Annotated in this window: 18 protein-coding genes; 4 read left to right on the top strand and 14 right to left on the bottom strand. The window is 65.6% G+C overall.

The annotated features are described in order from the left end of the window. Positions 1-3 precede the first annotated feature (3 nt). Both U0S50_RS17630 and U0S50_RS17625 read right to left on the bottom strand, forming a co-directional pair. Positions 4-795, bottom strand: a complete 792-nt coding sequence (locus U0S50_RS17630; RefSeq protein WP_322309989.1) for an enoyl-CoA hydratase/isomerase family protein — start codon at positions 793-795, stop codon at positions 4-6. Further along, on the bottom strand, positions 792-1,568 hold the full coding sequence (locus U0S50_RS17625; RefSeq protein WP_322309988.1) for an SDR family NAD(P)-dependent oxidoreductase: 777 nt from the start codon (positions 1,566-1,568) through the stop codon (positions 792-794). The genes U0S50_RS17630 and U0S50_RS17625 overlap by 4 nt, the downstream gene beginning before the upstream one ends. A gap of 532 nt (positions 1,569-2,100) precedes the next feature. On the opposite strand from U0S50_RS17625, the gene U0S50_RS17620 reads away from it, so the two are divergent. Further along, positions 2,101-2,361, top strand: a complete 261-nt coding sequence (locus U0S50_RS17620; protein WP_322309987.1) for a YjhX family toxin — start codon at positions 2,101-2,103, stop codon at positions 2,359-2,361. Between the two features lie 164 nt (positions 2,362-2,525). Here the strand turns inward: U0S50_RS17620 and U0S50_RS17615 are convergent, their stop codons facing one another. From U0S50_RS17615 to U0S50_RS17590, 6 genes are all read right to left on the bottom strand, one after another. Further along, complete coding sequence (locus U0S50_RS17615; protein ID WP_322309986.1) at positions 2,526-5,309, bottom strand: EAL domain-containing protein; 2,784 nt, start codon at positions 5,307-5,309, stop codon at positions 2,526-2,528. 146 nt (positions 5,310-5,455) lie between these two features. Continuing rightward, a complete protein-coding gene (locus U0S50_RS17610) occupies positions 5,456-6,952 on the bottom strand; it encodes a M81 family metallopeptidase (RefSeq protein WP_322309985.1) in 1,497 nt (498 codons plus the stop codon). Positions 6,953-7,016: 64 nt separating this feature from the next. Further along, positions 7,017-8,141, bottom strand: a complete 1,125-nt coding sequence (locus U0S50_RS17605; RefSeq protein ID WP_322309984.1) for a serine hydrolase domain-containing protein — start codon at positions 8,139-8,141, stop codon at positions 7,017-7,019. A 76-nt stretch (positions 8,142-8,217) separates the two neighbouring features. After that, on the bottom strand, positions 8,218-10,590 hold the full coding sequence (locus U0S50_RS17600; RefSeq protein WP_322309983.1) for a S9 family peptidase: 2,373 nt from the start codon (positions 10,588-10,590) through the stop codon (positions 8,218-8,220). A 1-nt stretch (position 10,591) separates the two neighbouring features. Further along, positions 10,592-11,926 carry an MFS transporter gene (locus U0S50_RS17595; RefSeq protein ID WP_322309982.1) on the bottom strand — a complete coding sequence of 445 codons (1,335 nt, stop codon included), beginning with the start codon at positions 11,924-11,926 and terminating at the stop codon, positions 10,592-10,594. Between the two features lie 28 nt (positions 11,927-11,954). Then, the gene (locus U0S50_RS17590) at positions 11,955-14,126 is read right to left on the bottom strand and encodes a TonB-dependent receptor (RefSeq protein WP_322309981.1); all 2,172 of its coding nucleotides are present in this window, start codon (positions 14,124-14,126) and stop codon (positions 11,955-11,957) included. A 207-nt stretch (positions 14,127-14,333) separates the two neighbouring features. On the opposite strand from U0S50_RS17590, the gene U0S50_RS17585 reads away from it, so the two are divergent. Next, positions 14,334-14,939: a TetR/AcrR family transcriptional regulator gene (locus U0S50_RS17585; RefSeq protein WP_322309980.1), complete on the top strand. Its 606-nt coding sequence runs from the start codon at positions 14,334-14,336 to the stop codon at positions 14,937-14,939. Between the two features lie 82 nt (positions 14,940-15,021). Then, a complete protein-coding gene (locus tag U0S50_RS17580) occupies positions 15,022-16,092 on the top strand; it encodes a M14 family metallopeptidase (protein WP_322309979.1) in 1,071 nt (356 codons plus the stop codon). A gap of 20 nt (positions 16,093-16,112) precedes the next feature. On the opposite strand, the gene U0S50_RS17575 is transcribed toward U0S50_RS17580, so the two are convergent. The 6 genes from U0S50_RS17575 to U0S50_RS17550 form a co-directional block, all read right to left on the bottom strand. Further along, on the bottom strand, positions 16,113-17,453 hold the full coding sequence (locus U0S50_RS17575) for a TolC family protein (RefSeq protein ID WP_322309978.1): 1,341 nt from the start codon (positions 17,451-17,453) through the stop codon (positions 16,113-16,115). Continuing rightward, positions 17,450-18,352 (bottom strand): efflux RND transporter periplasmic adaptor subunit, encoded by a 903-nt coding sequence (locus U0S50_RS17570; protein ID WP_322310004.1) that lies wholly within the window; start codon positions 18,350-18,352, stop codon positions 17,450-17,452. The genes U0S50_RS17575 and U0S50_RS17570 overlap by 4 nt, the downstream gene beginning before the upstream one ends. A 2-nt stretch (positions 18,353-18,354) precedes the next feature. Continuing rightward, a complete protein-coding gene (locus U0S50_RS17565; RefSeq protein ID WP_322309977.1) occupies positions 18,355-19,104 on the bottom strand; it encodes an ABC transporter ATP-binding protein in 750 nt (249 codons plus the stop codon). Position 19,105: 1 nt separating this feature from the next. After that, positions 19,106-20,239: an ABC transporter permease gene (locus tag U0S50_RS17560; protein ID WP_322309976.1), complete on the bottom strand. Its 1,134-nt coding sequence runs from the start codon at positions 20,237-20,239 to the stop codon at positions 19,106-19,108. Positions 20,240-20,308: 69 nt separating this feature from the next. Continuing rightward, a complete protein-coding gene (locus U0S50_RS17555; protein ID WP_322309975.1) occupies positions 20,309-21,565 on the bottom strand; it encodes a sensor histidine kinase in 1,257 nt (418 codons plus the stop codon). A gap of 41 nt (positions 21,566-21,606) precedes the next feature. Continuing rightward, positions 21,607-22,293: a response regulator gene (locus U0S50_RS17550; RefSeq protein ID WP_322309974.1), complete on the bottom strand. Its 687-nt coding sequence runs from the start codon at positions 22,291-22,293 to the stop codon at positions 21,607-21,609. A gap of 67 nt (positions 22,294-22,360) precedes the next feature. Between U0S50_RS17550 and U0S50_RS17545 the strand changes: the two genes are divergently transcribed. Next, on the top strand, positions 22,361-22,792 hold a 432-nt coding region (locus U0S50_RS17545), incomplete at its 3' end, for a hypothetical protein (protein ID WP_322309973.1).

The following is a 22,792-nucleotide window of genomic DNA, read 5'->3' as shown; positions in this document are numbered from 1 at the left end:
CGATCAGCGTTCGCGATATTCGGGCGCGCGCTTTTCGAGAAAGGCCGCCAGCGCTTCGCGGTGATCCTCGGTCGCCGACAGGATCACCTGCTGCCGATCCTCGATCGCCATCGCGGCATCGAGACTGGGCGCATCGATATTGAGATTGAGCGCCTGCTTCGAAAGGCGCAGTCCGTGCGGGCTCGTCGCCAGCATCTCGTCCGCCAATGCGAGACCCCGGTCGAGCAGCGCGTCCGCCGCGACGATCTCGCTGACAAGTCCAGCCCCCCGCGCGCGCTCGGCATCGATGAAGCGGCCGGTCAATATCATTTCCGACGCCAGGCTGGCGCCGACCAGGCGCGGCAGAAAATAGCTCGACGCCATATCGCACCCGCCGAGGCCGATACGGATATAGGCGGCGTTGCATCGAAAATCGGGCGCGGCATAGCGCACGTCGGACGCGAGCAGCAGCGACAGCCCGCCTCCCGCAGCCGCACCGTGGCCAAGCGCGATGATCGGCTGGGGACATGCACGCATCTTGCGATAGATATTGCCGATCGCGGTCTGGGTGCGCAGCGTTCGCAGCACCGGCGTTTCGTCGCCCGACCGGTCCTCCTGAATGTCGAGCCCGGCGCAAAACGCCCGCCCGGCGCCGCGCAGAATGACGACCCGCACCTCTGGCCGGTCGGCAAGCCCGCCGAAATAGGCGTTGAGATCGTCGACCAGCCCGGTGTTCAGCGCGTTCAGGCGATCTGGCCGGTTGAGCGTTGCGATCTCGACCGCGCCGCGCGCCTCGACCAGCAGCGCGCCTGTCACAACGACTGGCCGTCGTCGATGGTCAGGACGCTGCCCGTTACGCCGATCGCGGCATCGGAACAGAGGAACAGCAAGGGCGCGTGAAGATCGCTGGCCGGTCGCATCCGGCGGCGCGGAAAGGCGTCGATCATCTTGCGCCCGACATCGCTGTCGAACAGCGCGGCGGTCATTTCGGATTCGAAATAGCCGGGCTGGATAATGTTCACATTGATGCCGCGCCGCGCCCATTCGCGCGCCAGGCTCTTGCCCAGATGGCGCACCGCCGCCTTGGTCGCGCCATAGACCGAAGTGGCGGGGAACAGCTTGTCGGCGGTGATCGACCCGATGATGACGATGCGTCCATGCTGGCGATCGCGGCTGCCCGCCGCATCGAGCCGCCGGGCACCCTCGGTCGCGGTCAGGAACACGCCGCGGATATTGGCGGCGAGCAATCCGTCGACATCGGCCACCGAAAGGCCCAGCGCCAGATTTTCGGTCGCGACCCCGGCATTGGCGATGATGGTATCGACGGTGCCGAAGGCGGCCTCTGCCGCATCATAGGCCGCCTTGGTCGATGCTTCGTCGGTGACGTCCATGCTGACCGCGATCGCGGCGCCGCCCGCGGCCTCGATCGCCGCGACCTGTTCGGCCAGCCGGTCGCCGCGCCGTGCCGCCAGAACAACCTTTGCCCCCGCCGCGGCAAGCGCCCTCGCGAACCCTGCGCCCAGACCCGACGACGCTCCCGTCACCAGCGCCACGCGCCCCGACAGATCGAACACCGGTTCCCGCGCCATTCCGCCTCTCCTTCCATCATGAAAGCTGCGGTCGGCTTGCCCTCGATTGACGTTTACGTCAACTGCCAGTGCGTAGAGCGACCCCAAGGACCAAGGGCTTGACAGCGACACTTTGTTCACTTAATGTTCTTATCGTGCACAACGAACCTCATCCCCCGTTGCAGCCGCCAATGGCGGCGGACGGGGGATAAAGCTGCGTCGATATCGACCAGCAATCGGGTGGCGGCGCATCCCGCCATCATCAGCATCCCTGTTGATTTTTCCGAACCCCCTTAAGCACTTGCCATCCGTCCGGCATCAACCAGCCCTTGCCCGCGGCCTCGGTAAATCCTATAGGCGCCGCATGCCTATCTTTGAGATTGTCCACGGAACATAGGCAGCCCCGGGGCCCGACGCCCCGCCCGCTGCCCCATTGACGGCAGAGTTTTGCGCCGCGCGCAACAGCTCTGCCGATGGTTCGGCATGGCCGTTGCAAATCTGGCCCGCCCCCGCGCGGCCGCGATGCGACGGCAGGATTTGGACAAGATCCATCATGAATATATCAAGGACGGAACAGCGCGTATTGCACGTGCTGGCACGCGGTGGCCGCATTGTGCACTATCGCGACGAAGACAGCGGCCGCATTCACGAAATCGATTGTTTCACCCGCGAGGGTTGGCGCCTGTCGACCTGCACTCTGGAGGTGTTTGGCGCCCTCAAGCGCAAGCGACTGATTTCAAGCAAGGACGGCCAGCCATATCGCATCACGCGCGACGGGCTGAAATCGCTGCGCAGTCAGGCCGACAACCGTTAGCGACCGCATGGCTCCGCGCCCTGGAAAACGGGGGGCGGGGCCATCGGCACTCGCCGCGCACGCCTGCAAGCCACGCCGATGAAGGCTGGGGCGGGCGATGCGCCGGCACGTGGTCCCCAGCGTGCACGGGGCGCATCGCCCTTCCCCCGGTCGTCCGGCCGCCGTCAGCTTTCCGCTGCCGCAGCCTCCCCATCCAGGCTCGGTTCGCGTCCGGGCCGACCGAAATAATATCCCTGCGCCTCTTCGCACCCTTCACCGACGAGCAGCGCGAGCTGTTTTTCGGTTTCGACCCCCTCGGCCAGAACCGGAATCCCCAGGCTTTTGCCGAGCGCCAGCACCGCGCGGATGATGGCGCGGGCCTGGCCGCTCTGCTCGGCCTGCAGCAGGAAGGATTTGTCGATCTTGATCTTGTCGAAGGGAAAGGAGTGGAGCGTGTCGAGCGATGAATAGCCCGTCCCGAAATCGTCCATCGCGACGCTGACCCCCAGCGCCTTGATCCGCCGCAGGCTGTGCAGCGCGCGCGCCTTGTCGGCGATGATCGCCGTTTCGGTAATTTCCAGTTCCAGTCGGCGCGGCGACAACCCCGCTTCCAGCAGGATGCGCGTGACCATTTCGGGCAGGTCGGGCTGCAGCAACTGGACCGGGGAGATATTGACCGCGATCTTGTCGGGACGCGCCCAGCGTGCCGCCTCTTCGCAAGCGGCCCGCAGCACCCATTCGCCAAGCCGGATGATCTCGCCGGTTTCCTCCGCAATCGGGATGAACTCGACCGGTGACACGATGCCCAGCCGTGGGTGATGCCAGCGCACCAGCGCTTCATAGCCGCTGATCGCGTGCGTCTTGAGCGAGGTCTGCGGCTGATAGAGCAGACGCAATTCGCCGCGCGTGACCGCCTGGCGCAGATCATTCGCAAGCTGGCGGCGCTTGCGCGCGTTTTCATCCATGCCGGGCTCGTAATAGCAGATATGCTCGCCCAGGCTGCCCTTTGCCCGGTACATCGCCAGATCGGCGTTGTTCAACAGCGGCTCGCGCTCGCTGGCATCGTCAGGGAAGATCGCGATCCCCAGGCTGCCTCCGACGGGCAATCCGTCCGGCGCGCCCGACAGCGGGGCAAAGCAGCCGCTGACCCGCGCGACGAAATCGGCGAGTTCGACCTGATCGGAAAATTGTTTGGCCGCGGCAAATTCATCGCCGCCCAGCCGCGCGACGATTTCGCCCTCGCCCATGCTCGCCTGAAGGTTGCCGGCGATCCGCTGCAACACCTCGTCACCGGCGGCGTGGCCCTGTGAATCGTTGATCTCCTTGAACCGGTCGAGGTCGATCGCGACGACCGCGACCTGTTCGGCGCGCGCGGCCGCCTGTTCAAGCTCGCGGTCCAGCCAGCGGTTGAAACTGGTCCGGTTGGGCAGGCCGGTCAGCCCGTCGTGCAGCGCCATATGCGCGATCTGCGCCTCCGACCGGCGGCGTTCGGTGATGTCCTCGAACGTCGTGACCCATCCCCCATCGGGCAGGTTGCGACTGGTGATCGCGACGACGAAATTTTCATCGAACTCGAGCGCCAGCGGCGGCAGGTTGGGATCGGCGAGCGATTGGCGCAGCGTCGCGCGCATCTCCTCAAGCTTGTCCTGTACCACCTGCTTGCCCGTTCGCGCCTCCAGCGCGGCGGCGGCGACTTCGAACAGGGTCCAGCCGGGACGACAGCTTTGTTCGGGCAGCATCCACAATTCGGCAAAGCGGCGATTGCGCAGGATCAGCCGCTCTTGCGCGTCAAAGAGGCACAGGCCCTGATGCATATGTTCAAGCGCGGTATCGAGATAGCGGTGCGCCTCCTCGATCCGGTCCTGTCCTTCCTTGTACAGGCTCATGTCGCGGGTTATCTTGGCAAAGCCCAGGTGGCGCCCCTGATCGTCCTGGATGCGTTCGATGGTGACATGCGCCCAAAAGCGCGAGCCATCCTTGCGCAGCCGCCAGCCTTCGCTGGCATATTTTCCGCTGTCGTTTGCGGTGGCGAGCGCCCGGTCGGGCACGCCGCAGGCACGGTCGTGCGGTTCATAGAAATGCCCGAAGGGCATGCCGAGCACCTCTTCGTCGGCATAGCCCTTGAGGCGCTGGGCTCCAACGTTCCAGTTCGCCACCCGACCATCGCGATCGAGCATATAGATGGCACAATCGGACACGCCCTTGATCAACAGGCTGAACTGGCGCTCGCTCGCCGCGATCGTCGCGGCGGTGCGCCGCGCGACGACCCAGCTTGCCAGGCACAGCGCCAGCAGCGCGATCGAAACCGCGCCGATCAGCGCCGACATCGACTGCGGCGACAACAGCGCCTCCTGCGCATCCATGCGCGACGGCAAAAGGTCGATCGCCGTCATGCCGCTGAAGTGGAGCCCGACGATGGCCACAGTGATGACCAGCGCCGCCGCTGCGCCCGACAGGCGGGTGCCGCCGCGCAGCGCGAGCCAAAGCGCGGGAAACAAGGGAAGGATGGCGAGCATCACCGACAGCAGGACATAGCCGCTCTGCCAGCGGATCAGCGCCGGCATTTCGAGCGCCGCCACCCCGACATAATGCATGGCCGCGAACCCGCCGCCGGCCAGCACCGACGCGGCGGCAAGCGCCGCCGTCGTCCGGTGGCGCGTCGCGACGAGAAAGGCGCTGATGGTGGTCGCGAGCACGATCAGCAGCGACGCTGCGGTCAGATCGACCTTGTAACCCGCGACGACCCCCGGATCATAGCCGAGCATGGCGATAAAATGGGTCGCCCAGATGCCAAAACCGGTCGCAAAGCCGCCAAGAATGGCCCAGCCCCGCGCCGCGCGCGCCCGCGCCCGGCCCGACTGCCGCAGCATCAGCACCGCCGTCATGGCCGAAAGCAGACATACCGCCGCCGCGAGAAAGACGAGCCGCATGTCGTGCTCGTCGCGGATGCAGTATAAAATATCGAACAATGACAGTCTCCTTGGGGTCGGAGAACCGTCCTTCATCCGATATGGTTAATATATCCCCCCATTTTGGCAGCATTTATCGCCGCATATGGCGGGCAAGCGCCGCGTCGCCGCTCGCTGTTGCGTCCTTCGGCGCGACGGCGCGCGCGTCAGTCGTCGACGCCGAGCGGATCGGCAACACGCGGGAAAAAGCCAAGGTCGCGCTTGCGGCGATAGGGTAGCGCGGCAAAATCCATTTGCAGCGCGCCAGGGGTCGCGACGGGAATGATATGATCCGCCACCGCCTGGAAATCGGCGCGAAAATGCTCGCTCGACTTGACCGCGACGACCCGCTTGTTCGCCAGCTCGATCCCCATGCCGGTAAAGGCGTCGCGGGCATAAACCTGCGAGCGCCGCGATACGAGCAGCACGTCGACCGCCCCGACGCGCACCCAGGCGCTGGGACCGAATGAAAAACGATGGCCAAAGGCGGTTTGCTGAAGATCCTCGACAAGCCCCGCCACCTCGACCGACACGTCGAACGGATCGCCCGAGCTTGGCCCCAGCTTCCCACCGATACGAAGCGGCACATGCGCGCCAACGCCCGCTTCGGCACACAGGGTCACGGCACCGGGGTCAAAGATCGCCCCGAACACGCACGGGCCAATGTCCGCATCGATCAACGCCCGCAGCAAATGGGTCGTGTCACCCGGCGCCCCGCCGCCGCTGTTGTCGGCAGTGTCGGCCATCACCACGACCCCGGCGAGCGAACGTGCCTGGTCGATCGCCTGGTCGATCGACGGCATGGCCGGGATCAGTTGATGGCGCTGATCATAAAGTTCGCGCCCCAGCCGCTCCGCCGTGCGCTCAGCCAGCGCCTGGTCGCCATCGGCGATGACCAACAGCCGCGTTCCGCAATCGGGGTGGTCGCCCCACGGAAAGCCGTGAACAAGGCTGACCGACAATATTCCGGCTTCGCGCTCCGCACCCGTCAGCCGCTCGACAAACCCGTGCATCGGCTGGGCCGTGGTCGGATAAAAGCCGACCATACGGCAATCGAACATCGCCGAAACCGGGCGCGCGCGCCCTTCGGCCATGGCGGCGCAGATCGCATAAACCTCCCTGCCCCGGGCCGCCCAGTCGGTATGCGGATATTCCTTCATCGTCACGATGACGTCCGCCGCGTCCCGCATCTTTTTCGTCAGGTGGCAGTGCGGATCGAGTTCGACCCCGATGGGCACGGCGGGCCCGACGATATCGCGGACACGGGCAAGAAGATCGCCTTCGCAATCGTCGCATTCCGTCGCCATCATCGCGCCGTGCAGGCCGAGCAGAACGAAACCGACCGGTCCCGCGGCGCGAAGGTCGTCGAGGATATGATCGCGCAGCGATTCATAGACCGCCTGCACCGTCAATCCGGCGGGTTCCGCCCCCGCTGACACGCTTTCGATCACCCCCCTGCCGTCGGCTTCGGCGAGGGCCCGGAACACGCCCAGATAGGCGCCGATGCCGTGCGGTTGCTCCAGGCTGGCATCACGGCGGACAAAGGCCTCGCTGAACGAGGCAAGGCCCGTCGGGATTGTGGAGAAACCATTGGTTTCGGTGGACAGAAGCGCGGTGAACACGGGCGCTTTCGCCGGGGTCGGCGACGGGATCGATGAGGTCATGACTCTGTTCCGGCTGCTGGACGCCGCCGCACCGGCGCGGCGACGTCCGCTGGGCAAGGTGCGATCAGCCAGCGACAGCCAGCATGTCTTCGTCGGCGGCGAGCGCATAGGCGGTATCGAGCGCCATCGCGAACAGCTGCGCGCGCGGATAGCGCAAATCGTCGGGCGGCCCGGCGGGATCCCACAGATGCGTGACCGCGGTCGCAACCCCGACACCCAGCCCGGCATCGATCCAGGTCGAGGTACGACAGCTGCCGGTCGATCCCGGATGTCCCCAAACCTCGCGCCCGGCCCAGGCCCGCCGTTCGAGGCCGAGGCCATATTCGGTCCCCAGGCTCATCGGGAAAAAGGGCACAGCCACGGGTTTCAGCGTATGCCCCGCAAGGTCGTCGAGCGTCACGCCGGCCGGGCTGTCCGGACGCAACAGGCTGCCATAGAAAGCCAGAATGTCGGCCGCGTTCGATACGCCGTCGCCCGCCCCATAGGCCCAGCTGAGATGCGGCGTCATGTCGATGGTTTCCGGAACCAGCGGCAAGCGCGCATAGCCCCGCATCGGTTCGCCGTCGGGCATCCGCATCCCGAATGCCGTATTCCGCAGCCCAAGCGGGCGTACGATCCGTTCATCGCACACCTCGCCATAGGGCTGGCCGCTGATCGCCTCGATCACCATGGCGGCGACGATCCAGCCGGTGTTGCAATAATCGAAGCGCGATCCGGGTTCGAACAGCTGGCCCTGCGGAAGCGCGAGCGCAACCAGGTCCCGCGGGGTATATTCCAGCCGCATGTCGAAACGCGGGCCGCCACCGACCGTGCATTCGCCGATACCCGAACTGTTCATCAACAGGTTGCGCACGGTGATCCGGCGATCGATCGGCAGATCGACGAAGCGGTGAACCGGATCGTCGAGATCGAGCAGACCGTCGCGCGACATCAGCAGCAGGGCCATCGCCACCGCCGTCTTGCTCTGGCTGCCCACCTGATAAATATCGTCGGGTTGAACCGCGCGGGTCTTTTCCAGATCCGAATGGCCCGCCGTCACCGTTACCTGCCCGGCGCCGCGCACCGAAATCGCCGCCAATGCGCCCAGATTGCCCAAACGCTCCACGAAATCGGATACCACGCGCTCGAACCGCTCAAGCGCATCGCGCGACCGTTCGGACCGGGGCTCGACGCTGTCAAAATGGATCACTTCACACTCCCAGATTTTCAAGAAACAGATTGAATGTCTCCCGCGGCGACCGATCGCCGCCGCGGTTACGGGGCCTTCACCCCAGATCGGCGCGCATCATGCGCTTCGCGGCCAGCCCCTCCGCCAGCGTATATTCGAAGGAAAAATCGGCCGGCGGCTCGACGCCCAGCAGATGACGGACGAAATAGGTCCAGACGCGCTGGAGGACATAGGGCGATTCAAACAGGATGCCGTGGCCGCCGCCGGGGACGATCAGCTGGTCGAAATCCTTGCCCGCCGCTATCAGCGCCGCCGACACCGCCAGGCTGTGTCCGACATGCACATTGTCGTCCATGTCGCCGTGGATCAGCAGCAATTTTCCCTGCAGCTTGTGCGCCCGTTCGGCATTGGACTGGCCCGAATAATTGGGCGTTCCGGGGCGTCCGCCATATTTGTCGATCCACGACGAGATATAGTTGCGGTTGTCATGGTTGCCGCAGATCGCAACCCCGACCCGAAAGACGTCGGGATAATCGAACAGCGCACGCGCCGTGGCATAGCCACCCCCCGACTGGCCGAAAATGCCGACCCGGTCGCGGTCGAGAAAGGCGTGGCGTTCGCAAAGCTGGGCGACCACCGCCGCATGATCGCCGACCTGCGGTTCATGCAGCTGGCCATTCCCCGCCTGGTGAAAGGCGCGGTTCCGGTTCGGCAGGCCGCGCGATTCGACGACGATGCCGACCATGCCCGCCTCCACGACCGACTGAAGAGTCGAGGCAATCAAATTGGGGAAGCGGCGCACATACCAGTTCACCTGCGGTCCCGGATAAATATAGTCGACCAGGGGGTAACGCTTGGCCGGATCGAAACCGGTCGGGAAATACATGGCCCCGAACAGCCGTGTCACGCCGTCGGCGGCCAGCGCCTCGAACGGCAGCGGCGGCGGCGCATTCCAGTGCGGAGCGATATCGACGACGGCGAGTTCGACCTGCGCGCGGCTTTCCAGATCGACGAGCGCCACGCGGGTCGGGGTGTCCGCGCTGCCCAGGCTGGCAACGGCATAGTGGCCGCCGGGCGAAATACCGGTCCGCGCATAGGACGGACGGAAAGGCTTGATCTGTTCGACCGTCGAAACCGGATCGGCGCTGACCCCGACGTCGCCGTCGATCGCAAGCAATTCTTCGAAACCGCTGCCGTCGAAACCGATCGCGCAGAGGCGCCGGTCGCCCAGATCGGCGCTGCCGCCAAAACCGCTCGCCAGGAACAGGATGCGCCGTCCCGGTTCATCGACATGGACGATTTCGCGCACCATCCATTCGCCGCCCGTGATCCGGTTCTTGCGCGCGCCGCTCGCAAGGTCGTGGAGGTACAAATGCCCCCAACCGTCGGCCTCCGAAAACCAGATCAGTTCGTTCGTTGCGGCCAGCGGCCGAACCATCGGCTGGCCGATCACGAAGGGATGCAAATCGATCCAGCCGCTTTCCGCCTTTTCGGTCAGGACGGTCCGAACCGCCCCGTCCGCGAGGTCCAGCGCCATCAGGGCGACCTCGGAAGAACAACGGTCCATATCGACATAGTAAAAGGCGTCGCCCGCGAACCAGGCACAACGATAGGCAAAGGGCGTAAAGGCGCCCGCCTTTACCAGATGCCCGGCGGTGCTGAGCGTCCGACCGGTCGGCACGTGAAAGGCCAGATACTCGACCGTGGGCAATTCGTCTTCGGGGCCCGCAACCTTGTAACGGTGCAGGATCGGACGCTTGCCGCCGTCGGGCACATTTTCGACCAGTCCGCTTTCGGGCAGCGCGCGCTCGTCGATCCGATGGGTCGCAAGCCATTCCGAATTGGGTGACCACAGGCCGCACGGCATCATCAGCTCACGATCGGAGATCGGCGAAATTCCCGATTCCGGCGAACAGCCATAGCCGTAATTCTCTTCGCCTTCGGGCGACAGCGGGCGTTCCTCGCCGGTTCCGCGGTCGCGCAGCCACAGGGCGTAATCCTTGCGCACACAGACCTGATCCCCGGCAGGCGAGTACAGCGCCATCGCGGGGTTGACCGGTTCGACCTTCACCACCGCCGCGCTATCGACCGCGATGTGATAGGCGACGATCATCAGCCCGACGACCAGCGTGTCGGGGTCCGGCATGTCATATTCGGCCGCCGCAAGGCTGGCCGCATCAAAGGCGCTTCCGGTTTCGGCCGCGATGGCGGCGGCGATCGCCTCGCCCGACAAAAGCGTGCGGGCCTCGCCGTTGCGCGCATCGACGATCTTGGGCACGACGGTCAGATAGTCCTGGCCGTCCGCGTCGCGCGCCATTTCGGTCAGCACATAGAAATAGCGATGATCGTCGACCCAATATCCATGGGGAACGATACCCGCCAGCTTGCCCCCCAGCTTGACGGCGGTCGCCTCGGCCGCAGCCAGGTACCGCTCCTCGGGCAGCCGTTCGGGTGACATAAATGGACTCATCTCATGCCTTTCCAGTCAAATTCGTCATGTCATTATGGTCAAAGGCCGGGGCGGGATCGGGGGCAGCGCCACCCGGCGCCCGCGCGGCTTTCCAGAAACACAGGGTCGCCAGCAGCGAAAAGGGCACCCCGACGAGCGCCATGGCCCGGCCGAGCATCATCTCTCCGCCCAGATAGTCGCTTGCCACAGCCACCAGCGGCGCCATCACGCCGCCGACGATCGCCAGCAGGACGATGTACAATCCCATCGTCAGGCCGCGCAGTTCATTGGGAATGCGATAATTGACGGCGATCACCGGGATCGCGATGGCGACCGCATTGGCGAGGCTGGCGATACCCATCGCGATGCCGAACCAGAGCACGTCGGGCATCATCGCGACAAAGGAACCGATGGTCCCGATCGCCGCCGCGATCGCCGCCGGGGCCATCATGTTGACGCCGCGGCCATGCGCGCGCTGGGCGAGCTGGCCGCTGAGATAGGCACCGCCAAGCCCGGTGACGAGCGCCAGCGCGCTCATCCACGTCGCAAAATCGCCAGGCTCCTGGCCATAGAGCCGCATCAGCGCGGGCGCGATCCAGATGGTGACGCCAGAGGCGACGCCCGACAGCGCCATGATGCCGACGATCAGCGGCGCCAGAAAGCGGCGATAGGCCCATAGCTCGCGCAATTTTCCGCCCTGCGCCTCGCCCGCCTCCATGCGCTGCGGTTCTTTCAGCCGCGCGAGGAAGGGGATGAGCAGCAGCCCGCCGATCGCAAAACCGATCAACAGCGCGCGCCAGGGGGCGATACCCCACAGAATGTCAGGATCGCGTTCGACCCATTCGGTGAGCACCGAAAAGCCGAGACCGCCGATCAGCACCGCCATCGCGGCGCCGACCGTCTGGGCGATCGGAATGGTCGCGGTCGCGGTCGCGCGCCGGTCGGGCGCGAAATAATCCGCGAACAGCGACATGATCGCCGGGTAGCTGAGCGCCATGGCGGCGCCGAGCACCAGCTTGCCCGCGACCACCGCCTCAAAGCTGGGGGCGGCGCCGACGGCGATCAGTCCCACCGTCCACAAGAGCAGCGACAACAGCATCAACCGCACGCGGCTGTACCGGTCGGCGAGCAGCCCGGCCGGAATCGCCAGCAATCCATAGGTCAGATAATTGGCGGTGACATTGGCGAAGCCGACCTCGACATCGCTCATGCCAAGGTCGACCTTCATCGGTTCGAGCAGCAGCTTGCCGACGCCGACGTCCATCGTCGTGTAAAGGGTGACGAAGGCCAGCAGATATTGCGCATAGCGCGCACTGCGCAGGCTGGGATAGGCAGCCGCCACGGAATGATCGTTCATCGGGCGCCCTCCGGCGTCGGGCTGCGCATCAGTGACGCACCGTCAGGCGCACGCCGAACGTCCGGGGACGCAGCGTGACGAAAGGCGCGGGAACATTGGGGATGCGCAGAATGATCGCATCCTCCCCGGTCAGATTCTCGCCATAAAGGGCAATGCTGCCCCAACCGCGGTCGATCCCGATCGCGGCGTTCAGCGACGCATAGGCATCGTTCATCGCAAAGCCCGGCTTGCGCCCGGCATCGCGGAATGCGTTCGGCGAACCGTCGGTGAACTGGCCGTCGATGCGCACATGCGCCTCGCTCGAACCGATATCCCACCGATATTCGGCGCCCCCGGCCAGCTTCCAGCGCGCCAGCCCCGGCAGACGGTCCCCTGCCGCGGCGGGGACCGTGAAGTCGGCCGGTATGGAATCGATCTTTCCGTCCTGGATCGTCACCGCCGTATAAAGATGCACCCCGCGCCCGGGCCGCGCATTCATTTCGAATTCGACGCCCTTGACGCTGGCGCGTCCGCCATTGGCGGTGAACGCCGCGAAATCCGACCGGCGCGTCCCTTCGATCTGGATATTCTTCCAGTCGATGTAAAAGCCGGTGAGGTTCAGCGTCAGCGCACCCTGCAGCCAGCTTGTCTTGGCTCCCAGTTCATAGTTGATCGTCGAATCGGGATCATATCCTTCGCGGATCACATAATCGCTCGGGTCGACCATGCTGGGGCCGCGGTTCGAATTGACCTGCCCGATCCGGAAGCCCTTGCTGACATTGGCGAAGAACAACAGATCCTGGTCGGGTTCATAGGACAGGCCCGCCCGCCAGGTCGTGTTCGTTCCCTTCGACCGGTTCGAAAAGGCGGGTGTCACGTCATATTGCAGTGTCGCGAGATTGAGCGAGGTGCGTTCCTGTTCGATATAATCGGCCGTCGTGCGGAATATGCGCATCCCGCCGCGCACCGTCAGCCCGGACGCAATCTCGTAATTGCCGTCGAAATAGCCAGCGATCTCGGTCGATTTCGTCGTGATGTCGGTATCGAAGAACAGATCGCTTCCCAGCGCCCCGCCGAACAGCGCGTCGAGCCCCGGCGCGGTGACGCGATAGTCGGGAATTCCCGTCTTGCGATCGATGAAAAAGGCACCCGCAACCCATTGGAAGGGGGAGCTGCCGTTCGATACCAGCCGCAGTTCCTGGACCAGGAACCGCGCGTTCCAGGGGCTCAGCCTCCCGATGAAATGCGGCGTCCCCGGCCCGAGCAACGGGCCGATATCCCGGAACGATCCCGATTTGCTTTCCTGATAGGTCGACGACCAGTTGAGCGTCGCAAAGCCCGCCATGTCATAATCGACCGCCAGATTATAATTGGTGATCCGGTTGGGGCGCGGTTCGGGAATGGCGGAATCGCGCTTGAACTTGCCGAGAGCGGGGTTCCAGCTGTCGCCGTCCCTGGGGTCGCTGTCCTGATGAAACACCTCCGCCCGGACCGTCAGATCGTCGGCGGGCGTCCATTGCAAGGCGACGCGCCCGCCCCAGTCGACCGTGTCGTTGCGGGTTCCCAGGCGGATATTTTCGACCCAGCCCTCTTCGTCGCGATAATAGCCGACGACCCGCAGCGCGAGGCGATCGGTGATCAGCGGGACGTTGACCATCGCGTCATAGCGCTGACGAAAGGCGCCGCCCTTCGTCGTGCCGAAATCGACGCGCCCCGCCGCCTCGAACGCCGCCGCATTGGGCTTGTTGGTGATGATGCGCACCGTGCCGCCAAGCGACCCCGATCCGAACAAGGTGCCTTGCGGTCCGCGCAGCACTTCGACCCGGTTCACGTCGAACAGGCGCAGGTCCGGCTGTGCCACCGCGGCAAACGTGTCGGTGATCGGCGTATCGTTGACATAGACCGACACCGGGTCCTGGGTGTTGCCGCTGATCACGTCGGTCGCAATGCCGCGAATGTTGAAGATGGCGCGGTTCTTGACCGCCTGGTTCATCGTCAACCCGGGAACCGAGCGCGCAAAGCCTTCGAAACTGTCGGCGCCGCGCGCCTGCAGCTGCTGTTCGGAAATGGCGGTGACAGAGGCGGCAACATCCTGCACGGCCTCCGACCGCCGGTTCGCGGTCACGACGATCTCATCGCCATCGGCTTCCTGCGCCGTGGCGGCAATCGGCACGCCGGCCAGCGCCCCGATGATCGCGATATAGGAAACACCCCTCAACATGCTGTCCATTCTCCCGTGCAATTCGGTCGCCTTCACGACGACTCTTGATTAGGTTGATCGTTCAAACTATCTTCTACCAACTTCGTTTCTTGTCAAGCGGCTTGTCGGGTGTCGCGGCAAAAGACGTTGAAAGGTTTACCCTTGCGGGAAAACTAGGGCATCTATCGACCCGGCGGATCGAGTCAGGAAAGACGGGAGGGGCGCGCCATGCGCGAAGTCGATGAAGCGAATACCGAAACGCGGCGCAGGCATATCATAGAGGCGACGACCCGTTGCCTGGCCCGGAACGGCGTGGCCAAGACGAGCATGAGCGACATCTGCCGCGAGGCGGGAATGCGCTCGGGCCACATCTATTATTATTTCGAGAACAAGGACACGTTGCTGGAAGCGGTCCTGCTGCGCAACCGCAACGAGGTGATCGAAACGATCGAGCATATGCTCGACGGTCAGGACATCGCCTCACAGATCTTCGACGTGCATGTAAAGGCCGAGGAAGGGCGCCTGTCCTATGGCCTGACCCCCGCCGTCCGCATCGAGCTGGAATGCTATTTTCAGCGCAACCAGTTGCTGACCACGCACCGCGACGAATATTCGGCCCGGCTTGCGGCGGCGATGCGGACCGCGGTGATGTCGGCCATCGATGCGGGGCGCCTGCCAAAGGATCTGGACGTCGACCGTTTCGTCAATGCCATCGGCCTGATCTGGGACGGGCTGTCGAGCAGCCGTCTCGATCCCGGCGCCAATATGGCGTCGCTGCGCGATGCCGTTCACTTCCTGCTCGAACGCTGGCTTCCGGACGCCCGCCCGGGCTGATTCCCCTCCCCCGTCCCGGCCCATGGCGTGCACTCTGCCGTCCGGGCCGCCTCCCGTTTCGCCGACCGGCAAAGGAACCACGATGACATCCGACACCGCCTTCGCGCGCGACTATCCCGACGCGCGCCGCAAATTCCTGACCGCCGCGGCCGCAGCGGGCGCGCCGTGCGAAGCCGTCCTCCATCCGGAGAAGGGCCCCGACGGCGGCGCGCTGGCCGTCGATGCCGCCTGGCTGGGGCGGCGCGACGCACCCCATGTCCTCGTCCTGTTGTCGGGGACGCACGGGGTCGAAGGTTTTTGCGGGTCGGCCGCCCAGATCGACTGGCTGAGGCGCGGGGAATCCGACCGGCTGGGCAACGACGTTGCGGTGCTGTTGATCCACGCGGTCAATCCATGGGGCTTTGCCTGGCTGCGACGCACGACGCACGAGAATATCGACCTCAACCGCAACTGGGTCGATTTTGCCGCCCCCTTGCCCGCCAATCCCGAATATGACGCGCTGGCGGACGCGCTGCTGCCGTCCGCCTGGTCGGACGAGGCCCGCCAGCAATCGGCCGCACGGCTGTTCGCTTTCGCGCAGGAACGGGGTTTCGACACGCTCCAGCACGCCATCACCCGCGGCCAGCACAGTCACCCCTCGGGGATTTTTTATGGCGGCGCCGCGCCCAGCTGGTCGCGCGTCACGCAATCGCGGCTGTTTTCAAGCTATCTGGGTCAGGCGAAACGGATCGTCATCATCGACTATCACAGCGGCCTCGGCCCGGCGGGGTATGCAGAGCCGATTTCGGGCACCGCCGCGCTGGGCGATGCGGTTCGGATATTCGGCGGCCATGTCACCTCATCGGACGACGGCAGTTCGGTGTCGGCGCCGATCGTCGGCGACGGGCTGTCGGCGGCAGCAGGTCTGTTACCGCAAGCCCATATCGTGCCGCTGGCGCTGGAATTCGGGACATTGCCGGGCACCCAAGTGCTCGACGCCCTGCGCGCCGACGCCTGGCTCCATGCCCATGGCGAACTGGGCAGCGATCAGGCGAAAGCGATCAAGCGGCAGGTTCGCGATGCCTTTTACATCGACGACGACCTGTGGCGCGGAATGGTGCTGGGCCAGTCGCTGCAATATACACGCATGGCGATCGCCGCGCTGCAACGCTGACCCGGCCCGCGCGGTCGGCGTCAACTGCCGCCGACCAGCGCCGCATAGGTTTCGACCCCCGCCGCGATGATCGCGCGCCGCGCCTGTGCCGCGGCATCTTCGGCCTCGACCAGCTGTTGTTCGCTGTCGATGCGGTCGAGGCGGCTGGCGGTGCCGCCGGCAAAACGGCTGTCGACCAGCCGCAGCCTTTCGCGGGCGTGGCGGACGGCGTCGGCGGCCGGCCGCTGCCGCTGCTGCGCCGATACCAACGCCGAAAGCGCCGTCGCCAGATCCTGCTGGGCGCCGCGAAGCGTCTTGAGATAAAGCGCCTCGACCTCTGCCCCTTCGGCAGCGGCCCGATCGGCGCGCGCACGGGCGCGCCCACCATCGAAAATGGCGCCCTCCAGCCGCACGCCGGGGATCAGACCGAACCCCGGATTTTCAAAAAAACGCGACAGCGACAGGTTTCCGCCCTGACCCGCAAGGCTGAGCACCAGTCGCGGCCGGGCGCTGCGTATCGCCTCCAGCCGCCGCATGTCGGCGGCCGCCAGTTGCTCGGCCGCCGCCAGCACATCGGGGCGGCTGTTGAGATCGTCGAGCGACAGCAGCGGCGGTTCAAAAGGGGTCAGCGCGGACAGGCTGCGCGGCGCGTCGAAATGCTCGTCGGGGGCCAGCCCGGCAAGCGCAAGCAGGCGCAGGCGCACCGTTTCGCGTTCGTTTTTCGCGATCAACCTTTCGTCCGCCAGACGGGCAAGCGCTGTCTGGCGCAGCAACAGTTCATCGCGCGTCGCATATCCGGCCGCGATACGGCGGCGCGCCAGCCCGGCGCCTTCATTCTCCATCACCTCGCGCCGGGCGATCCTGGCCAGGCGGTCGTCGGACGCCGCCAGCGCCAGCCAGGCCCGCGCAAGTTCCGCCGCCAGCCGCGCCCGTGCCGCCTCGACTTCATGGCCGGCGGCGCGCGCTTCGAAATGGGCGGCCTCGACCGCCGCGCTGATTTCGCCGGAAAGGTCGGGCGTCCACTCGGCGGTCACACCGACATCGACGCCCCCGGCGGCGCGGTCGGGGCCAGCGATGGCGCGCTGCCACCCGCTCACCGCATCGATTTTTGGGCGGCCGCCGCTGCGTGCCGCCCGCAAGGCGGCATCGCTCGCCGCCGCGCGGGCCAGCGCCGCCTTCACATCGAGCGAGCCAAGGTCCGCACGATCGAGAAAAGCGGCAAAGGCGGGATCACCAAGGTCATAGGACCAGCGACGCGGCATTTCGCTGGCAAGGTCGGCGGCACGGACAACGCGCCCGCCGCCGTTCGTATCGGGAAAGCTCGCACAGGCGGGCAGCAGCAACGCCGCCGCGCCCGCAAGAAGCATGGGAAGACGGATCATTTCAGCACCTGCACCTGGACGCGCTGTCCGATGCGCAGCGCCTGGCTGTTGCTGACGCTGACCACCATTTCGACGACGCGCATATCCTGGCGTTCATTGGGATCGTCGTTCGCCAGCTTGCGCATTCCGAACACCTCTCCCAACCGCAGCACGCGCCCGTCGAAACTCTTCTTCTCATCATATTCGAACAGGATGCGGGCCTTTTGTCCCGGGCGCACAGCGGTAACAAACTGTTCGTCCAGTTCGGCGCGGACAATGCGCTCGGTCTCGGGCGCCAGCAGGAATAATTCGGTGACGTTCAGGGTCGACGCCCCGTCGCCCGGTTTTGCCGACCGCCGCACGATCCGGCCGTCGAGCGGTGCCCGAATGCGCCGGGCCTCAATCTCGAACAATTCCTGGCGCAACCGTTCACTGGCGACGGCGACGGTTGCGCGGGCGGCGGCCAGTTCGCCGCGCTGGACCCGCGCATCATCGGCTGCCTTGTCGGCATCGACCGCCGGCCCTGCGCCCGAACGTGCGAGTTCGGACAGGCGGCGCGCCTCGCGATCGGCGGCGACCGAGCGGGCCCCGGCAATGGTTTCGCGGGCCTTTGCTTCCGACAGGTCGGCGCGCGCGCGCGCCACGCCCAACTCGGCCTGGCGCGTATCGATCTGGGCCAGAATCTGACCCTTCTTCACGCGGTCTCCTTCTTCGACGAACACCGACTGGATCAGCCCTTCGCGTTGGGCGGCAAGGCGGATGACCCCGCCTTCGACATCGATCTTGCCTTTGGCGATCGCCGCGACATTGCTCACGACGGGCGCTGCCGCCGCCTGATCGGATGTCTCGCCGCATCCCGACAGCGCGGTCGCGGACAAAAGAAGGAACGCCGCCGACGGCAGCGAAATCCGGATGGACATGGTCAATGGGCCTCTTGTTGATCGGAAGAATTGGGGTTCGGGCGCTCGTCGCCGATGATCCGCCCATCTTCCATTCGGATGATGCGGTCGGCGAAGCCGAGCAGCCGCGGGTCGTGGGTGACGCACAGCACGGCGGCGCCGTGATTGTGGGCGATGTCACGAAGCAGGGCGATCACGGCATGACCGTTGTGCGAGTCGAGCGCGCTGGTGGGCTCGTCGGCGAACAGCAGGCGCGGTCGCTTGGCGAGGGCGCGGGCGATTGCAACACGCTGTTTCTCGCCGCCCGACAATTCCAGCGGCCGCAAGTTCATCCGCGCGCCGAGCCCCACCGCATCGAGCGCCGCGCGCGCCCGCTCTGCGGCGTCGGCAGGCTTCACCTTCATGCGCTCAAGGACATAGGCCACCTGTTCTTCGGCGGTAAGCGCGTTGAACAGGTTGAAGCCCTGAAAGACGAATCCCGTGTGCGCGAGGCGAAAGGCGTCGCGCGCATCGTTGCGCAGCTGCCAGATATTTTCGCCCAGCGTTTCCACCTCGCCGCGATCGGGCTGCGTCAATCCCGACAATATGGCGAGCAGGGTGCTTTTCCCGCACCCGGAAGGGCCGACCACCAGCGTCAGCTCGCCGGGGGCGATCGCGACGCTGATATCGAACAAGATCTGGGTGCGGACGCTGCCGACGGTGTAGGATTTCGATATGGCGTGCGCCGCGATCGCGGAGGCGGTGCCGGCGGCGGTGGGGCTCTGGGCCATCATATCACCTCAACAGAGCGGCCGGATCGGCCTTGGAAAGCTGGCTGAGCGCGGCGATGCCCGACAGGACGGCGACGCACAGGACAAGGAAGGCGCAGCCCGCCGTGACTGGCACCGACAGGGCGATGGGAATGTGGGCCAGCTTGGCGAGCCACAGGACAAGCGCCGAAAGAATTCCGGCGATCACCAGCCCCGCAACCCCGACCCACAGCGCCTGCTGCAGCACGACGCCGCGCAAATGGCTGGTCGGTGCGCCCAGCGCGCGCAGCGTCGCAAATTCGCGGATCGATGCGGCCACCGCCGCCATCAACGTCTGGCTGGTGATCACGATCGCGACGCAAACGGCGATCAGCGACGACAGGCCAAAGGCGGTGCCCATCCCCGATTCGAACAGCCAGTAATGGGTGGTCCTGCTGGCGAAATCCTTCGCCGTCCAGGCCTCGTAGCGGATGTTGCTCCCCTTGGGCGACAGGGCCTGCTGCACCTTGGCGGCATCCGCACCGGGGCGCAGTTTCACCAGATAATAGGCGACTTCGTCGGCGGACTGGAGCCCGGGATCGAGGTAGCGCGCGGTGGCAAGCGACGAGATGATATTGACGCTGCCCATGCCGCGCAGGCCCTGGGTAAAACCGACGACATGCACTTTCCGGCCGTTGATTTCGGCGCTCGAACCGATACCCACGCCCAGCTTGTCCCGGTCGGCGATATCGACGAGCACGGCGCCGGGCATCGCCAGTCGGGCCCGCAGAACCGGCGTCACCGCATGGGCGAAGGTCAGCGATCCGGGGCGCGAATCAATCCCGGCCAGAACGACGCTGACGTCCCCCATGCCGGGGCGCGACCGCCACACGCCGCCGGCCCAGGAAAAGGGCTCGGTTCGCGCGACATCGGGGTGCATCCGGACAAAGGATTCGACCCGGTTGGGGATATAGCGGCCCTGGTCGATGCTCGGCGTGCCCGGAAATCCGACCCACAGCTCGGCATCGGATTTCTCGATGTAAACCGCGACGGTCGAAAAAATGCCGACGGCAAGCGCCGCCTGGATCACGAGCAAAATGCCGGAGAAGGCAATGGCAAAGATGGCGGGCGCGAAGCGACGCCATTCGTGAAGGATGGATTTGCGAGCCAGAGATATCATGCCGCGCCGAATGGCGGCCTTCGGTGGAGCAGCAGTTCGCGAAAGGTGGAGAGTTTGCGAAGAAGGCCGCTAACGCGGCAGGCGAACCTCGAAACAGATGCCGCCGCCGGCGCGCGGCGCGGCGATCACGCGCCCGCCATGGGCCTCCGCGATCGCCTTGACCACCGCCAGCCCCAGCCCCGTCCCGCCCGAATCGCGCGAGCGCGATTCATCGGCGCGCCAAAAGCGCTGGAACATGCGTTCGGCATCGCGCGCCGACACCCCGGGTCCGCGATCGAGCACCCGCAGATAGCCGCCCTCGTGATCATGGTCGGTTTCGACCCGCACCACGCCGCCCGACGCCGCATAGCGCCGCGCATTATCGAGCAGTGCGAGCAGGATCTGGCGCAGGCGTGCGCCATCGGCGACCAGGCGCACCGGTTGCAACTGGCGTTCGACCGCCATGCCCGCGGCGCCGAGTTCGATGGTGAAGGCATCGAGCGCCCGCTCCGCCTCTTCGGCAAGGTCGATCACGGTCGGCGTCATCGTCAGGCGCCCCGCCATCGCCAGGCTCAATATCCGAAGATCCTCGACGATGCGCGTCAGCGAATCGACCTGAAAGATCAGTCCCCCGATACCGCCGCCGTCGACTGGAAAAATGCCGTCGGACATGCCCTGAAGGCGGCCGCGCAGAATCGTGAGCGGGGTACGCAGTTCGTGCGCGATCGCCGCGATGCTTTCGCGCATATTGCGTTCCGAACGCTCCATTTCGCGCGCCATCAGGTTGAAGTCGACGATCAGCTGGTGCGTTTCCCCGGCGCCATGCGCCGCGCTCGGCACCCGGACCGTCCGGTCGCCGGCCGCCACCCGCCGCGCGGCGGCGGCGACGCGGTGCACGGGATCGCTGATCCGTCCCGCCAGCCGCCGCCCCGTGACGATGCCGACCACCAGCGCGATGGCCGCGAAAACGGCCAGCGCCACCACTTCATGAACCAGCACCTGCCGTTCCCATTCGCTGAGAACCCGGAGCAGTTCGCCAAGATCATTATGATCGGGCAGGCGATGCTGTTCGAGCATGTCGAGCGCCTGAACCACATTGGGCGACAATTCGCTGCGATAAATTTCAAAGGACAGAATGTAGAACGCCTGCATCCCCCCGGCCAGAACGATCACCGACAGCGCCGCGACGACGCTCATCGCGACGGTCATCTGGGTGGCGAGCATCGCGGGGCGGCGGCGGCGCGCCTTTCCCAGCATCGGCCCCAGACCGGCGAGACTGGCCGGACTGGGTTCCGTGGCGACGGCCCTGTCCGGTGCCGTGCCTTCCGTCTTGTCGCCGACGCTCATGCCCTGTCTCCTGTTCGCCCTGTCATTCTGCCGTCCAGCCATCAAGGCGGCAGAAGGCGATAGCCGATCCCGCGCACCCCGCCGAGCAGTTCGCCGCCGCCCGCCGCCTGCAGCTTGCGGCGCAGGTTGCTGACATGGCTGTCGACGGTCCGTTCGAGCGCGTCGCTTTCGGGCATGCACGCATCGAGCAATTCGCCGCGACCGAAAACCTTGGTCGGCGTGCGCATCATGTGCGCGAGCAGCTTGAATTCGGTGGCGGTGAGTTGAAGCAACGTCCGCCGGTCGCCGTCGAGCACATAGGCGGCATGGGCCGTACCGTCGAGTTCCAGCGGACCGTGCCGGACGGGCGCATCGCCGTTGAGCCGGCCGCGGCGCAGAATTGCCTTGGCGCGCTCGACCACTTCCAGCGGATTGAAGGGTTTGACCACATAATCATCGGCGCCCAGCCGCAGCGCCGACAATTTGTCGAGATCCTCGGCGAGCGCGGTCGCCATGATGACGGGGGTTCCGCCGCGCCGCCGGATCTCGGCCAGCACGGCAAAGCCGTCCGCCTTGGGCATTTTGACGTCAAGGACCATCAGGTCGGGCGCCAGGCGCAGGTGGTGCTGCAGCGCGATATCGCCGTCCGACGCCGTCACGGTCCGAAAACCGTCGCGGGCGAAATAGGCTTCGAGAATCGAGGCGATTTCCGGCTCGTCCTCCGCGATCAGAATCAGCGCACTTTCCATGTCCAGCTCCTTGGAATCGCCCCACAATCACAAGGTCGAGACTAAGCGGACGAATTGTGGAGATTTGATGGAGAAAGGCCGGAGCGAACGCTCCGGCACAATGGAGGCGGTCCATCGGGGGATGGACCGCCTCAGTTTCGCAGGCACCGCCAAAATGGGGGCAAGGGAGAACGATGCCGCATCGACGCCGGACGACCGAGACATTCTCGTCCAGCGCGGGGGGCAATGCGGGACCGGCCAGGACCGGTCGGCCCCGCATCGCCAAAGCGTGACGCCTGCACCCGAAAGTGCGGGGCGATCAGGGTCAGAAGCGGACAGCCGCACCGACCAGGAAACGATTGCGCTTCAGTTCATTGTTGAACTTCACGCGATTGATCTGCCCCCTTCTGAGTGGTCCAAAATTGATGATATTTTGGACGACGAAGGAGATATAGAATGCCGAGCAAAAAGCATCGCCCGGAAGAGATTATCGGCAAGCTACGTGAGGCGGAGGTTGTGC

It is taken from the genome of Sphingopyxis sp., from assembly GCF_034380315.1.
Classification (GTDB): domain Bacteria; phylum Pseudomonadota; class Alphaproteobacteria; order Sphingomonadales; family Sphingomonadaceae; genus Sphingopyxis.
This window is presented reverse-complemented; position numbering and strand designations above follow the sequence as displayed.